Below are 13,108 nucleotides of genomic sequence, written 5' to 3' on the forward strand. Positions count from 1 at the left end.
CATCCGGTCCGCGATGGCCGGGATTTCCGCGCGTGGTCGGGACGATGACGCACGGGATGAGCGGGAAAATGTCATCGCGGTGAGTTCGTGGAATCGCCGGTGAACGCCGAAAGATAGCCGTAGCCGACTCCGTCGGCGGATTCCAGGATTCCCGGTCCGAAGGGATGTGCGCGGCAGCGGGAAACGCCGGCGCGCGGGCGTAGCAGAAGAACAGGAGACCCGTCGCCCACCCCGTGTGACAACTACCGCTGGGGTCCGAACGACCTGTCGTCGCGGGGACCGGGCGTATGACGGTCCAGCCGGTCGAGACCCTGGAGGTCACCGAGGACGGCACGGTCACCGTCCGGCGGCCCGCGGCGGTGACGTTCAAGGACGCCGCGGGCTTCCGTCCGGTGTGCCCGTTCTTCGAACTGCACGGCGCCTGGACGGTCGACGGCGTGGCCCGGGAGGGGCCGATCACTGTCGAGGTCCTCGCCGCCGCCGGCCGCGCGCTCGCCGATGTGCGCTGGGAGGTCGAGGTCGCCAACCTCAAGGCGCACCACTACACCCAGGTCGACGACGACCGGATCGTCGCGACGGTGAGCATCGCCGGGGACGACACCGGACGCCGCCAGCGGCGACGACCCACGCACCAACCCGCGCGAGCTGTTCGCGGGTGCGCAGGGCAACTCCGGTCTCGGTCTCGTCGACGATGTCTGCGGCGGCACGGTGCGGGTCGTCCTGCCCGCGGGGCCGCAGCGGCCGGCCGGGTTGAGCGCCACGGCCCGCATCGTCGCCCGCGCGCCGGACTTCGCACCCGGCCAGCGCCCGTTCACCTCGGCCGCGGACGGCCTGACCGACCGGGTCCGGCGCGCCGACGTCCTCGACCCGCCTACGTGGCGGACACCGACCGCACCACGCTGGAGGTCCGCGACCTGTTCGAGCGCGTCCTCTGCGCCTCACCCTGCGGCAGCACGACCTGCTCCGGGCCTGGAGCACCGCGCTGCGGCGGGATATCGAGGCGGGCACGTGAGCGTCCTGCTGCAGATCGGCCGCCGCCCCCCGCAGTGGCCCCCGGCGTCCGCCGCGGACGGACACCCCGAGCCGGACGACCGGCACCCGCCGAACGCGGCGCCGGGTGCCGCCGCCGAGGCCCACCTGTTCCACAGCGCGCACGGGGCGCATCTGTTCGTGGTGGACGGCAGCCGGGTCTACGACCTGCCCGGCGAGGTCGAGGAGCAGGTGCGGTCCTGACCGCCTTCGCCTCGCATGTCCGCACCTGCCTGGGCCTCCACACCTCCGCCCTGGCCGGCGGGGATCCGGGTAGCATGCGGGCGTCCCGCAGCGATCAGCGCACCGGTCTGGACCCGGCGCTCTGGCAGGACGAGATCGACCTGACGGCCGCTGCCCTGCGCGGGTTCGGCGCGGTCGCGGCCTCCGCTCCGAGATTCACCCTGACCGGCCCCCACCCAGGGCTGCGGCAAGTTCGCGTAATGGCTGTCGTTGACTGCTGTGAGCGATGCCTGACCCGATCCCGCCTGACCTCCCTAGGAGAACACCGTGCATACCTGGCCCATATTCGGTTTGAGACTGAAACGAGAAAGGCGCTCTCAAGGTTTCGCCGTGATCGCGCTAGCCCTCACAGTGGCACTGATGCTGGCCGGGTACATCAGACGGTCGTCTGGTCGACGAACATCAGCTCTGCGATGACGTCTTCGGTCACGTTAGCCTCCGGGCGTGGAAAGTCTGCTGGTCGCGATTCCGGCCGGGTGGGTGACGCTGTCGGATCGGCGGACGCGGCGAACGTGGTCGGTCGAGGTCGAGGCGTTTCGCCTGGGCGTGTTTCCGGTGACACAGGAGCTGTACGCGCGGGTCACCGGCGCCTGGCCGAGCGCGGCCCGGGGCGGTCGGCTGCCGGTGGAAAGCGTCTCCTGGCGGGACGCGGTCCGGTTCTGCAACGCGCTGTCGCGTCAGGAAGGGCTGACTCCCGTCTACCGGGTCGGCGTGGGCGAGGGTGCGGTCGAGTGGGACGTCGCCGCCGAGGGGTACCGGCTGCCCACCGAGGCCGAGTGGGAACGGGCCTGCCGCGCCGGGACAGCCGGCCCGAGATATGGCACGCTCGAGGAGATCGCCTGGTATCGCGGCAATTCGGGGGAGCGCCTGCGCGAGGTGGGGGGCAGGGCGCCGAATCCGTGGGGCCTGTACGACATGTTGGGCAACGTCTGGGACTGGTGCTGGGACACCTATGACACCGAGGTCTACGGCGACTACAAGGTCCTGCGGGGCGGCGGCTGGTTCGACGAGCACTGGAGCTGCCGGGCATCCGTGCGTCGCCGTGGCCATCCGGACTTCCAGGTCGACGACGTCGGCTTCCGCCTCGCGCGTTCCGCGGGGGATTGACCTGGAGCGCGCTCGAAGGTGAAGACTGCGTGGTGGCGCGGTGCCGGTGTGGTCGGGCGCCGGCTGATCCCTCATCGGAGAGGACTTCGTCCAGGATGCAGTTCAAACAGCTTGGTCGTTCCGGTCTGTCCGTGTCGCGTCTGTGCCTGGGCACGATGAACTTCGGCCCGCTGACCAGCGAGGCCGACGCCCACACGATCATGGATGCGGCGCACGGGTACGGCATCAACTTCTTCGACACGGCCAACGCCTACGGTCTGCGTTCGGCCGGCACGTCGGGTCAGGGCGAGGGCCGGGGTTACACCGAGTCGATCATCGGTCGCTGGTTCGCGCAGGGCGGTGGGCGCCGGGAGCGCACGGTGTTGGCCACCAAGGTCTACGGTGCCATGGGGGAGTGGCCCAACGAGGGTCGGCTCTCGGCGCTGAACATCCGCCGGGCGCTGGACGCGAGCCTGACCCGGCTGCAGACCGAGTACATCGACCTCTACCAGTTCCACCATGTCGACCGCGACACCCCGTGGGACGAGATCTGGCAGGCCATCGACGTCGCCGTCACGGCCGGCAAGATCCTTTATGTCGGCAGCAGCAACTTCGCGGGCTGGCACATCGCCCAGGCGCAGGCCGCCGCGGCCAGCCGGGGGACGTTCGGCCTGGTCAGCGAGCAGCCGATCTACAACCTGCTCACCCGGGAGATCGAGCTCGAGGTGCTGCCCGCCGCCGCGCACTACGGTGTGGGTCTGCTGCCGTGGTCGCCGTTGCAGGGCGGGCTGCTCGGCGGTGTGGTGCGCAGGGAACGCGACGGCCGGCGGCGCCTCGAGGGTCGCGCCGCGCAGACCCTGGCGGCCAAGCGGCCGCAGATCGAGGCCTTCGAGGACTTCGCCGCCGAGCTCGGCCACGAGCCCGGGGACGTCGCGCTCGCCTGGCTGCTGCACCAGCCGGCGGTCACCGCGCCGATCGTCGGCCCACGCGTCCAGCAGCAGCTGGACGACGCCGTCCGGGCGCTCGAGGTCCAGCTGGACGACAAGGCGCTCGCCCGCCTCAACGAGATCTTCCCGGGTTACCGGACGGCCCCCGAACACTTCGCCTGGTAGCGCACCGCATCCGCCGCATCCGCCGCGTCCGCCGCGTCGTTGCGGGGCGGGGCTGAGCGCGCCCGCGTGACAGCGCGACGCGGGCGCGCTCACCTCGCCGAGGAGCCGCACCGGCCGTGGCTAGTGGTCGGGCAGGACGCGCAGGCAGTCCCCGGGGCGCACGATGAGGTCGGACGGGGCGCAGGTGGGGCTGTCGAAGGGGACGATGGCCGCGATCACCGGCTTGCCGGAGGCCGCGTCGATCAGGTGCACGGGGGCGCCGGCGCCGTCGTCGCGATGGCGATCGCCCCACTGCATGAGGCCGACGATGACGGGATACAGATCCCACGCCTTGGCGGCGGGGTGGTACTCGTGGCGTTCGCGGTCGCCCTCCTCGCGGTAGGGCACGCGCTCGAGGAGCCCGTCGCGGGTCATGCTCCGCAGGCGCTGGCTGAGCACGGACGGTGAGACGCCCAGATGTCGTTGGAAGTCCTCGAAGCGACGTACTCCGTTGAACGCCTCGCGCAGGACGACGATGGTCCATCGCGCTCCCACGACCTCGAGCGCCTTCGCGATGGAGCAATTGTCAAGATCGACATCTGTCCATTCCACGCGGGCCATCGTACCCTCTGACTTCTGATCGAGAAGTGAGCTAGTCTCCTGGCTAGGAAAATCGAAGTCAGGGGAGTCGCGGATGGGCTACGACACGTACGAGACGCTCACGGTCAGGCGGGAGGCGGGGGTCGCGTTCGTCGTCTTCGACCACCCACCGCTCAACCTGTTCGACGAGGCGCTGATCGCCGATCTCGACCGTTTCCACACCGAGGTGCGAGCCGACGACACGGTGCGGGTCATCGTGTTCGAAAGCGCCAACCCGGAGTTCTACCTGGGGCACGGCGACATGCGTCTGGTCGTCGACCCGGCGGTGGCGCAGGGTTTCCTGGCGGGCCCCGGGCCGGGCCTGCTCGCGCGTTACCGGAGCCTGGAGCAGGTCACCATCGCCAAGGTCGCAGGGAGCGTGCGCGGTAGCGGCCACGAGTTCCTGCTGACCTTGGACATGCGCTTCGCCGCCAGCGGGCAGGCGTGGTTCGGGCAACCCGAGGTGAGCCTGGGCATCCTGCCCGGCGGGGGCGGCACCCAGCTGCTGCCACGCCTGCTCGGCCGTTCCCGCGCCCTGGAGATGATTCTGGGCTCGGACCTTCTCGACGCCGCGACCGCACAGCGATACGGCCTGGTCAACCGGGCCCTGCCGGCAGCGGAACTCGACGGTTTCGTCGAGCGGCTGGCGCTGCGGATCGCCTCGCACCCCTGGCCCGCCGTCGCCGCGGCCAAGAAGGCGGTGGACGCCGCCGCGGTGCTGCCCCTCGCCGACGGGCTCACGGCCGAGGGCGAACTGCTCTGGCCGCTGTTCACCGGCCCGGCCGCCGCCGAGCGGTTCACCGTCGCCCTGGCCGCCGGCGCGCAGACCAGGGCCGGTGAACTCGACCTCGAGGGCCTGATCGACGAGCGGTTCGGGCCGATCACAGCTGGGGGAGTCAGGGTGTCCCGACCATGACCTCGTCGACGTAGCACCAGCTCCACCGCTCGCCGGGCTCGGCCGAGCGGGCGATGGGATGGCGGGCGGTCGCGGCATGCCGGCTGGCGTGCTGGTTGGGCGAGCTGTCGCAGCAGCCGATCCGCCCGCAGCCGCGGCACATCCGCAGGTGGACCCAGGTGCCACCGCTGGCCAGGCATTCCTGGCAGCCGCGGATCGCGGCGGGCAGGTCGGTCACCGTGGCGGAGGCCAGGTGGGTACAGGGTTCGCTCATCCGCTCGGCTCCTTGGGGATACGCGGGTCGGCTCACCAGCCGATCCGGTGGGCCGGGCCGCCGATCGCCGACTCTACGAGACCTGGGACGAGCGCCGCCCCGCGTCCTGTCGCGCCGTGTGCTGAGGCGGCGCGGTGCGGGGGGTCGGGATAACCGGCGGCCTCGGGGGAACCGGGGGCGTGGTGGTGGCGACTGGCGGGCCGGGCCGGGGGGAGCCCTCGAGGGCGGCGAGTTCGGCGAGCCAGTGACCGGCCAGCTCCGTGTGCCCGGGGACGCTCGCGCTGGCGGTGAACGTCGCGCAGAGCTGGCCGTCCAGGCCGTACAGGGCGGCCGACAGGTGCTGGCGGCCCACGAGCATGGGCGCTATGCCGATCAGGGTGCTGACCGGGCGGCCAGCCACCGTGTAGGGACCCCACATCGTTCCCACGTTGCTTGTGAACAGGGCGGTGTCGGCCGGGCGGGCTCCGGCGGCCACCATCAGCGCGAAGGTGCGGGGGGATATGCCCGGCGGCGTTCTGTCCAGCATTCTGCGTTCGATCACGCCGAACCGGCCGTCCGCCTTGGCCCGCCGGGTCTGTGCGGCGACCAGGGCGAGCCGGCGCCGCGGATCGGCCTCGGTGCAGGGCAGCGGCACCCGCGTGGCCAGGGTGAAGTTGGACAGGACCTCCTGCTCGTCCGGGGTGCGCACATTGATCGGCATCGCCGTGTAGAAGGCGCGTTGGCGAGGGATGCGCGTCATGGCGTGGCGGATGCGGCCGGCCCCGCGGGAGCGATCCGCCCCGGTGGGTGTGGGGGGCGTCCACTCGGGCAGGGACCAGGTGCGCACGGCGCCGGCGACCGCCGCGAGATAGACGTCGTTGACCGTGACGCTCTCGCGTCGGGCGATCCGCCGGAGCCGGTCCAGTTCGGTCAGCGCCCAGGTGTGCCGGGCGGCACCGCGCGGCGGCCCGCCCCAGGACGCGAGCTGGCGGGTGCGGGGCAGGCTGCGGGCGATGCTGGCGGCCATCCGCGCGTAGTCGCGGGCGTGCGGTACGTCGAAGGTCCGCAGTGTGCGCCGTGCCGCTCCGTGCCCGTCGCCGAACAGCAGGTGTAGCGCCTGGTGCGCGGCACTGCCGTCCTGATGGATGTGACTGAACCGGTAGACGATCGCGACCTCGGTGGGGCTGTGACCGCGCAGCAGCCAGAGCCGCCACAGCGGGCGTTCCAGGTCGAGCGGTCGGGTGGCGAGGTCGTCCAGCGCGGCCCGTAGGCCGCCCGCCGCACTGTAGGCGGGCAGGTCCAGCACACCCACGTGGTAGTCGAGATCGAGGGCGTCGTCATGCTGCCAGACGACGTCACCGGGTGCGGGGGCGGACGCGATCGGCCGCACGAGGCGCTCGGTGAGCGCCGGTGCCTCGGCGAGCCGTGCCGCGACGTGCGCGCGCAGGTCGCGCTCGGTCAGCCCGGGGTCCTCGACGCAGAGCACCACGCCTCCCTCCAGGAACTCGCCGGGATACTGCAGCGTGAACGACAGGAATGCGCGGTCCCCGGTCGTCAGCGGCCTGCTGGTTCCTGACCTGGCTCCGGCGACATGTGTTGATATCTGGGTCATTCCCGCCCCTCTCGGCGATATCCACCTCGGACGGAGATGGAAAGGTCGGACGTGGTGGCATCGTCCATTTCTTCCGAAAGAATCCCGGTGCCCACGGGCAATCGTCCGTGTCCGCTCGGAAGTGTAGCCAGGTGTGGTCACCGGGCCCGGTAGGAATCGGGCGGAGTGTCAGACCACCATTTCTGGAGGGAGAACCATGCCCACGACCGACACTTCGACATCCGGCCCAGGCTCTGGTCTGCGGGAGTTCCTCGGCCACAAGCGCGCGGCCATCCAGGCTCGCGAGGAGCGATCGCCGCGGGAACCTACGCCCTGCCCGTGGTGTTGCGGGCCCATTCGGCCGCCGAGGGGCGCAGCGGTGTGCGGCGCATCCGGGTCCGTGAGCATCAGATCCTCAGCGACTCGGCTCCCGACCACGCCGGGTTCGACCTCGGCCCCGGCCCCGGCCCCGGCTCACCCGAGCTGGTGCTGGGTGGGTTCGCCAGCTGCCTGACCCACGTCTTCGAGCAGGTGCCCCGGGAGCCGCACCACATCACCTACCGGGCTGCCGTCACCTCGCCGGCACCCGCCGAGCGGATCGACGAGCTCTACCGGATCGTCGAGACGGAGTGCCCGCTGCTCGCGCTGTTCACGAACCCGCAGAAGATCACCGGCTCGAACAGTCGCCGCGTCCGCGTTCAGGTCGCGGCGACGATGGCGCTGGCGACGCGGTCGGGGTGGTCGTGGGGAAGGAACGTGCGGCCACCCGCGACGGTCTCGAAGGTCGCCGTGGCGAAGGCGGCGGCCAGCCGGCGGCCGAGGTCGACGCGGAAGAAGCGGTCGGCGTCGCCCCACAGGACGCGCACCGGCACGTCGACCTTCGCGAGCCGGCCCGAGACCTCGAGCAGGTCGGCCGGGTCGATGCCGCGGGCCAGTTTCGCCGCGTCGCGGCGGACGGCGGGCTGGGCCAGCGGCGCGACCCACGCCCGGGTCACCCGCGGGTCGAACGGCCGGCTCGCCAACGGGCCGAACGCCAGCGGGCTGTGCCGTAGCCACGCCGACCGCGACCCCGGCACGAGCGCCGCGACCAGCGCCGGATGCCGCAGGAGCCGCACGAGCAGCGTGAACGGGAACGGCGGAAAGGTGTCGAAGGCATCGCAGTTGGTCAGCACCACGCGGCCGATGCGGGTGGCGTCGGTCGCCAGGACGAACTGGGCGATCGCGCCACCGGTGTCGTTGCCGACCAGGGTGACGTCGCGCAGGTCCAGCGCCACCAGGAAGTCGAGGACCAGCCGGGCGATGCCGCGGGGGGTCAGGTCCGCCTCGGGACGCATCGGCGTGGGGTGGGCGCCGAGGGGGAGGGTCGGTGCGTGGCTGCGCACGCCCTGCTCGGCGAGGCGGGCGGCCACGGCCTCCCACAGCTGCCCGTCGACGAGCAGCCCGTGCAGGAACACCACCGGCGGACGGTCGCTGTCGCGCGGGCCGGCCGTGCGGTAGGAGATCTGGCCCTGCGCGAGGTCGAGGACAGCGGCGTGCGGTGCGGCATCCATGGCAGAAAACATACGGACTGACTGTATGTAAATCAATCCCGGGTGGGAGCGGGCAGAATCGAGCTCGTGCCCGCGCTGCCGGATCCGGATCCGAGACCACCACGGCGCCGCCAGGCGGACCGGTCCGCGGCGACGCGCACGGCACTGATCACCGTCGGACGCCGGCTGTTCGCGCGGCAGGGTTTCGCCGCGGTCACCACCGAGGCGCTCGTGGCCGCGGCCGGGGTGAGCCGCGGGGCGCTCTACCACCAGTTCGTCGACAAGACCGCACTGTTCGCGGCCGTGGTCGAGGCGGTCGAGGCGGACGTCGCGGCGCGCATCGCCGCCGAGGTGTCGGCCGCCGGCAGCACCGACCCGGTCGAGGCGCTGCGCCTGGCCGCACGCGCCTGGCTGCGGATCTGCGTCGAGGCGGAGGTGCACCGGGTGGTCCTGTTGGACGGGCCGTCCGTGCTGGGCTGGGCGCGGTGGCGGGAACTGTGCCAACGCCATGTCTTCGGTCTGGTCCGCGACGTGCTGGCGGCCGGTATGGACGCTGGACGCATCAGCGCGCAGCCGGTGGGCCCCCTCGCCCACCTGCTGATGGGCGCCAGCGACGAGGCCGCCCTCTACATCGCCCGTGCCGACGACCCCGCGACCGCGCGCGCGGAGATGACAGCAGCCCTCGACCATCTCCTCGACGGCCTCACCCGCCAGTAGAACAGGGCGGTGGCCGAGCCGGCCGAACCGTCGAACCTCGGCTCTGGTCGTTCACACCCCATTCCGGCACCGCGAACGGGACGCCCTGCCTGGCGACCCGGTCGGCCCAGGCGGCTGATACCCAGCGGCTCACCGTGCGGCCCCAGCTTGTCGGGATCACGCAGCGTGCCGTTGTCACTCAGGCTGATGGGTGACGCGCCTGGCTGGAGCGGACACGCGGAGCGCATTTGTTGCTGAACTGTTGCGGGGTATTGCGCTCGGGCCGAGCAATGGTGTGGCATCAGGCCAACAGCATTCCTGCGGTGATCAACAAAAGGTCGGGAGCGAAACGTGAAGTTTCTGGCGATCACCCTGATCGTGCACGCTCCTGACCCGTTGACCGGGGTGCGCAGCTCGACCACCGAACGACTGCGGGCGGTGGTCGACGGCGCGGTGCTGGCCGAGGAGCTCGGATTCGACGGGTTCGGGGTGGGGGAGCGCCATGAGCGGCCGTTCATCTCGTCGTCGCCGCCGGTGGTGCTCAGCCACATCGCGGCCCGCACGGCCACCATTCGGCTGTTCACCGCGGTCACGACGCTGAGCCTGCTCGACCCGGTGCGGGCCTACGAGGACTACGCCACCCTCGACCAGCTCTCCGGCGGGCGCCTGGAGCTGATGGTCGGCAAGGGCAACGGCGCGGCGCAGGCGGAGCTGTTCCACGTCACGGCCGAGGATCAGTGGGACCGTAACCGCGAGTCCTACGAGCTGTTTCGCCGGCTGTGGCGGGAGGAGAAGGTCACCTGGTCCGGCCGGTTCCGCCCGCCGTTGCACGAGGCCGAGACCTGGCCGCGGCCGTTGCAACCGGAGCTGCGCATCTGGCATGGCAGCGCGACCAGCGAGGCCTCGGTGGAGCTCGCCGCCCGCTACGGCGACCCGTTGTTCTCCGCGAACGTGACCAATCCCGTGGAGCCGTACGAGCGGCTGGTCCGCCACTACCGGCAACGCTGGGTGGATCACGGGCACGATCCGGCCGACATTCTCATCGGCGCGGGAACCGCCGGCTATTACGCCGCCCGCCGCTCGCAGGACGCGATCGCCCGCTACCGGCCGATCTTCGACGCGCGCACGGCGCTGCAGCGCGGGCTCGGCCAGACGCCGGTCTTCCCGACACTTGAGGACGCCATCGCCCGCAGCTCGATCCTGGTCGGCAGCCCGCAGCAGATCATCGAGAAGGTGCACTGGTATCACGAGCGGCTCGGCCACGAGGTGATGCACCTGCCCATCGACGCCGACGGCCTCACCCCGGCCGAGCACCGGGCGACACTGGAACTGTTCCACGCCGAGATCGCCCCGGTCCTGCGCGCCGACATCCCGAGCCGACCGTTTCCCGCCCCGGCGTCGTCGGTATGACCACGGCCAGCGAGGTGACCAGCCCGGAGTTTCTCTGGTACATCCCGAACGAGGTCCGGCCCGGGCATCGCGGCGACGACACGGTGGCCGACCACAACAGCCTGGACACGCTGACCGGGCAGGCCGTCGCGATCGAGCGGTACGGCTTTCGCGGTGCGCTGCTGGGCGCCGGCTGGAGCCGGCCGGACACCTTCACCGTCGCCACCGCGTTGGTGGCGCGCACGACCGGTTTTGAGCCGCTGATCGCGATCCGTCCCGGCTACTGGCGCCCGGCGCACTTCGCCGCGGCCGCGGCCACCCTCGACCAGCTCTCGGGTGGACGGGTGCGGATCAACATCGTCTCCGGTCAGGACGAGCTCGCCGCCTACGGTGACAGCGAGGCGGACCGGGCCGGGCGCTACGCCCGCACCGGCGAGTTCCTGCGTCTGGTGCGCCGACTGTGGACGCAGCGGGACGTCACCTTCCGCGGCGAGTACTTCCAGGTGACCGGCTCGAGCCTGGCCTCCCAGGTGCAGGCCCGCCCGGGCCGGCCGCACCCGACGCTCTACTTCGGCGGGGCGTCCGCCGCGGCGGAGCAGGTCGCGGCCACCGAGGCGGACGTCCAGCTGTTCTGGGGCGAGCCGCGTGACGACATCGCCGAGCGCATCGCCCGCCTGCGGGAGCTGTCCGAGAAGCTGGGCCGCGAACACCCGCCGCTGGAGTTCGGGCTGCGGATCACCACCGTCGTGCGCGACACCACCGAGCAGGCCTGGGCCGACGCCGAGGCCAAGGTCGCCGCCCTGACGGCCGTCGACCGCGCCGGCGACCTCCCCGGGCGCCACGATCCCGCCCAGGCCGTGGGCCAGCAGCGGCTGCTCGACCTGCGGACCCGCGGTGAGGTCCTCGACGACAACCTCTACACCGCGCCGGGCCGCATCGGCGGCGAGGGCGCCGGCACCACCTGGCTGGTCGGCTCGGCCGCGGACGTCGCCCGCTCCCTGCACCGCTATGCCGAGCTCGGCATCACCCACTTCGTCCTGTCGGACACGCCCTACCTGCGCGAGGCCGAACGCCAGGGCACCCAGCTGTTGCCGCTGCTGCGCACCCCGGAGGCGCGGGCCTGACCTGGTGATGCTCTGATAGCGGGCATACGGACGGCAGGGACGGACATGGCTGCGCGCGGGGCGAGGGTCGGTCACGGCGCCGACGGGATGGTCCGGTAGCGAGGCGTTCAGGGGAGTACCCGACGTTTTCAGTACCTCGTGTGCCGTTGCCGGCTCTTTGCCGTGTTGCTGGGGGGCGGCCATCCGGCGCTGGGCGGTGATCAGGCGTGTGACCGCGGCGTTGCCGATGGTGCGCTGCAACTCCATGATCCCCTGAGCCGACCGGGGCAGGACCTGCTCGGCAGTCGGGGAGGGCGCCTGCCCTGACCGGGATCGGGCTGGTACGGGGCGCTCCACGTGTGGTTTTTCGATGTTGGTGCGCGCTGGTCCCTCCCACTGGAGCACGACGGCAACGGCTTGACCATCGCAGGCCAGTGCGACTCGGGGAAGGACCTCGCGGGCACCGCGCGGGCAAGGGCGATGTCTGAACGGGTCATCAGTGCCCCGCCTGGCCAGCCGGGCACGCGACCAGCTACTGCCAGGAGGCGGCGGCTGGTGCGAGGACGAGCACGATCCGGCGAGGAGCGTCCGGCAGCTCGTCGTAGGCAAGGTTGTACCGCTTCGCGAGAACGTCGAAGAACTCGCCCTCGGGATCCGGTTCTGTCGCCACGACCTCGCCGCGCACCTCCAGGTACCGGTACGGCTGATCGGGATCGTGCACCGACAGCGCGACCCTGGCGTCGGCCACGGCGTTGCGGCCCTTTTGCCGGTCGCTGGTCGTCGTGAGTCGAAGCCGGTCGCCATCCCAGAGGTACCACACGGGATTCGACTGGAGTCGCCCATCGGGGCGTAGCTGCGCGAGGTGGCCGAACAGCGGCCGTTCCAGCAGGTCCAGATGGCTTTCGGGAATCAGCATGCCTGCACAGTATCAGTATTCGAATACATGTCAGAGCTCTGATTCATGCCTCACGTCCTCCGCCGTGCCGCCCGTCAGCGCCACCGTGGCTCTGGCCAGCAGGGAGCGCAGGACGTCCAGCTCGGCGTCCGTGAAGGCGTTCGCGAGCCGCCGCTCCACCGTGACCGCCGCCTGGTCGGCCTCGGCCAGCAGCGCGGCGCCGGCCTCGGTGAGGTGGACCGGGAAGACCTTCGCGTGTACGGCCGACGTCGTTCGGCGCACCAGGGATCGCCGTTCCAGTGTGGCCAGCAGGCTCGCCATTGACTGAGGTGTGACCAGGCAGTGCCGGGCCAGCTGGGCGCCGGACAGCTCCGGGAAGCGAGAAAGCGTCAGCATCGCCGCATACTGCGGCACCGTCAGGCCCAGTGCGCGCAGGAGCCGTGACTTCTCGCGCATGAGTGCCTGCTCGGCCTGTTTGATCGCCAGTCCCGGCCGCGTATCGGGATCAAGCGCCAACGGGTCGGGCTCCCGAACCTGCGGCGACGGGCGGGGTGCGTGGGTTGAAGGCGCGATGTCCACCGTTCCACCCTGCCAGCCCCTGGTCGTCTGCGATCGGGGGACGGTCGAGCCCCATGAGGACCGGGCACCCGGCCGTCTCATCCTGGTGAG

14 protein-coding genes are annotated in these 13,108 nt (G+C 71.5%); 7 read left to right on the forward strand and 7 right to left on the reverse strand.

What is annotated here, in order from left to right:
- Window positions 1-242: 242 nt before the first annotated feature.
- Complete coding sequence (locus tag MXD61_RS18545) at window positions 243-761, reverse strand: hypothetical protein (RefSeq protein WP_248814743.1); 519 nt, start codon at window positions 759-761, stop codon at window positions 243-245.
- A 247-nt stretch (window positions 762-1,008) separates the two neighbouring features.
- On the opposite strand from MXD61_RS18545, the gene MXD61_RS18550 reads away from it, so the two are divergent.
- The 3 genes from MXD61_RS18550 (at window position 1,009) to MXD61_RS18560 (ending at window position 3,470) form a co-directional block, all read left to right on the forward strand.
- Window positions 1,009-1,233, forward strand: a complete 225-nt coding sequence (locus tag MXD61_RS18550; protein WP_248814744.1) for a hypothetical protein — start codon at window positions 1,009-1,011, stop codon at window positions 1,231-1,233.
- A 492-nt stretch (window positions 1,234-1,725) separates the two neighbouring features.
- Entirely contained in the window at window positions 1,726-2,379 is a 654-nt protein-coding gene (locus MXD61_RS18555) for a formylglycine-generating enzyme family protein (protein WP_248814799.1), read from the forward strand.
- 95 nt (window positions 2,380-2,474) lie between these two features.
- Window positions 2,475-3,470 (forward strand): aldo/keto reductase, encoded by a 996-nt coding sequence (locus MXD61_RS18560; RefSeq protein ID WP_248814745.1) that lies wholly within the window; start codon window positions 2,475-2,477, stop codon window positions 3,468-3,470.
- Window positions 3,471-3,590: 120 nt separating this feature from the next.
- Here MXD61_RS18560 and MXD61_RS18565 read toward each other — a convergent pair whose 3' ends face one another.
- Window positions 3,591-4,061 carry a helix-turn-helix domain-containing protein gene (locus tag MXD61_RS18565; RefSeq protein ID WP_248814746.1) on the reverse strand — a complete coding sequence of 157 codons (471 nt, stop codon included), beginning with the start codon at window positions 4,059-4,061 and terminating at the stop codon, window positions 3,591-3,593.
- A gap of 82 nt (window positions 4,062-4,143) precedes the next feature.
- Here MXD61_RS18565 and MXD61_RS18570 point away from each other — a divergent pair, with 82 nt between their 5' ends.
- Window positions 4,144-5,004 (forward strand): enoyl-CoA hydratase/isomerase family protein, encoded by an 861-nt coding sequence (locus MXD61_RS18570; RefSeq protein ID WP_248814747.1) that lies wholly within the window; start codon window positions 4,144-4,146, stop codon window positions 5,002-5,004.
- On the opposite strand, the gene MXD61_RS18575 is transcribed toward MXD61_RS18570, so the two are convergent.
- The 3 genes from MXD61_RS18575 to MXD61_RS18585 form a co-directional block, all read right to left on the reverse strand.
- Window positions 4,985-5,257: a UBP-type zinc finger domain-containing protein gene (locus tag MXD61_RS18575; protein WP_248814748.1), complete on the reverse strand. Its 273-nt coding sequence runs from the start codon at window positions 5,255-5,257 to the stop codon at window positions 4,985-4,987. The genes MXD61_RS18570 and MXD61_RS18575 overlap by 20 nt on opposite strands.
- Window positions 5,258-5,330: 73 nt before the next feature.
- Window positions 5,331-6,848: a wax ester/triacylglycerol synthase domain-containing protein gene (locus MXD61_RS18580; RefSeq protein WP_248814749.1), complete on the reverse strand. Its 1,518-nt coding sequence runs from the start codon at window positions 6,846-6,848 to the stop codon at window positions 5,331-5,333.
- A gap of 677 nt (window positions 6,849-7,525) precedes the next feature.
- A complete protein-coding gene (locus MXD61_RS18585; RefSeq protein ID WP_248814750.1) occupies window positions 7,526-8,377 on the reverse strand; it encodes an alpha/beta fold hydrolase in 852 nt (283 codons plus the stop codon).
- A 66-nt stretch (window positions 8,378-8,443) separates the two neighbouring features.
- Between MXD61_RS18585 and MXD61_RS18590 the strand changes: the two genes are divergently transcribed.
- The 3 genes from MXD61_RS18590 to MXD61_RS18600 all read left to right on the forward strand — a co-directional run bounded on the left by MXD61_RS18590 (window position 8,444) and on the right by MXD61_RS18600 (window position 11,565).
- Window positions 8,444-9,073, forward strand: a complete 630-nt coding sequence (locus tag MXD61_RS18590) for a TetR/AcrR family transcriptional regulator (protein WP_248814751.1) — start codon at window positions 8,444-8,446, stop codon at window positions 9,071-9,073.
- A 330-nt stretch (window positions 9,074-9,403) separates the two neighbouring features.
- Window positions 9,404-10,462 carry an LLM class flavin-dependent oxidoreductase gene (locus MXD61_RS18595; protein ID WP_248814752.1) on the forward strand — a complete coding sequence of 353 codons (1,059 nt, stop codon included), beginning with the start codon at window positions 9,404-9,406 and terminating at the stop codon, window positions 10,460-10,462.
- A complete protein-coding gene (locus MXD61_RS18600; RefSeq protein ID WP_248814753.1) occupies window positions 10,459-11,565 on the forward strand; it encodes an LLM class flavin-dependent oxidoreductase in 1,107 nt (368 codons plus the stop codon). Before MXD61_RS18595 ends, MXD61_RS18600 begins: the two co-directional genes overlap by 4 nt.
- A 511-nt stretch (window positions 11,566-12,076) precedes the next feature.
- On the opposite strand, the gene MXD61_RS18605 is transcribed toward MXD61_RS18600, so the two are convergent.
- A complete protein-coding gene (locus tag MXD61_RS18605; protein WP_248814754.1) occupies window positions 12,077-12,460 on the reverse strand; it encodes a PPOX class F420-dependent oxidoreductase in 384 nt (127 codons plus the stop codon).
- 30 nt (window positions 12,461-12,490) lie between these two features.
- A complete protein-coding gene (locus MXD61_RS18610; RefSeq protein ID WP_248814755.1) occupies window positions 12,491-13,018 on the reverse strand; it encodes a MarR family winged helix-turn-helix transcriptional regulator in 528 nt (175 codons plus the stop codon).
- Window positions 13,019-13,108 lie beyond the last annotated feature (90 nt).

Source organism: Frankia sp. AgPm24 (assembly GCF_023243055.1).
Classification (GTDB): Bacteria; Actinomycetota; Actinomycetes; order Frankiales; family Frankiaceae; genus Frankia; species Frankia umida.

What these genes read in the sequence shown, in the direction of transcription:
- MXD61_RS18560 (WP_248814745.1), top strand. Translation starts at nt 2,475, where the DNA reads ATGCAGTTCAAACAGCTTGGTCGTTCCGGTCTGTCCGTGTCGCGTCTG.
- MXD61_RS18570 (WP_248814747.1), top strand. Translation starts at nt 4,144, where the DNA reads ATGGGCTACGACACGTACGAGACGCTCACGGTCAGGCGGGAGGCGGGG.
- MXD61_RS18575 (WP_248814748.1), bottom strand. Translation starts at nt 5,257, where the DNA reads ATGAGCGAACCCTGTACCCACCTGGCCTCCGCCACGGTGACCGACCTG.
- MXD61_RS18580 (WP_248814749.1), bottom strand. Translation starts at nt 6,848, where the DNA reads ATGACCCAGATATCAACACATGTCGCCGGAGCCAGGTCAGGAACCAGC.
- MXD61_RS18585 (WP_248814750.1), bottom strand. Translation starts at nt 8,377, where the DNA reads ATGGATGCCGCACCGCACGCCGCTGTCCTCGACCTCGCGCAGGGCCAG.
- MXD61_RS18600 (WP_248814753.1), top strand. Translation starts at nt 10,459, where the DNA reads ATGACCACGGCCAGCGAGGTGACCAGCCCGGAGTTTCTCTGGTACATC.
- MXD61_RS18605 (WP_248814754.1), bottom strand. Translation starts at nt 12,460, where the DNA reads ATGCTGATTCCCGAAAGCCATCTGGACCTGCTGGAACGGCCGCTGTTC.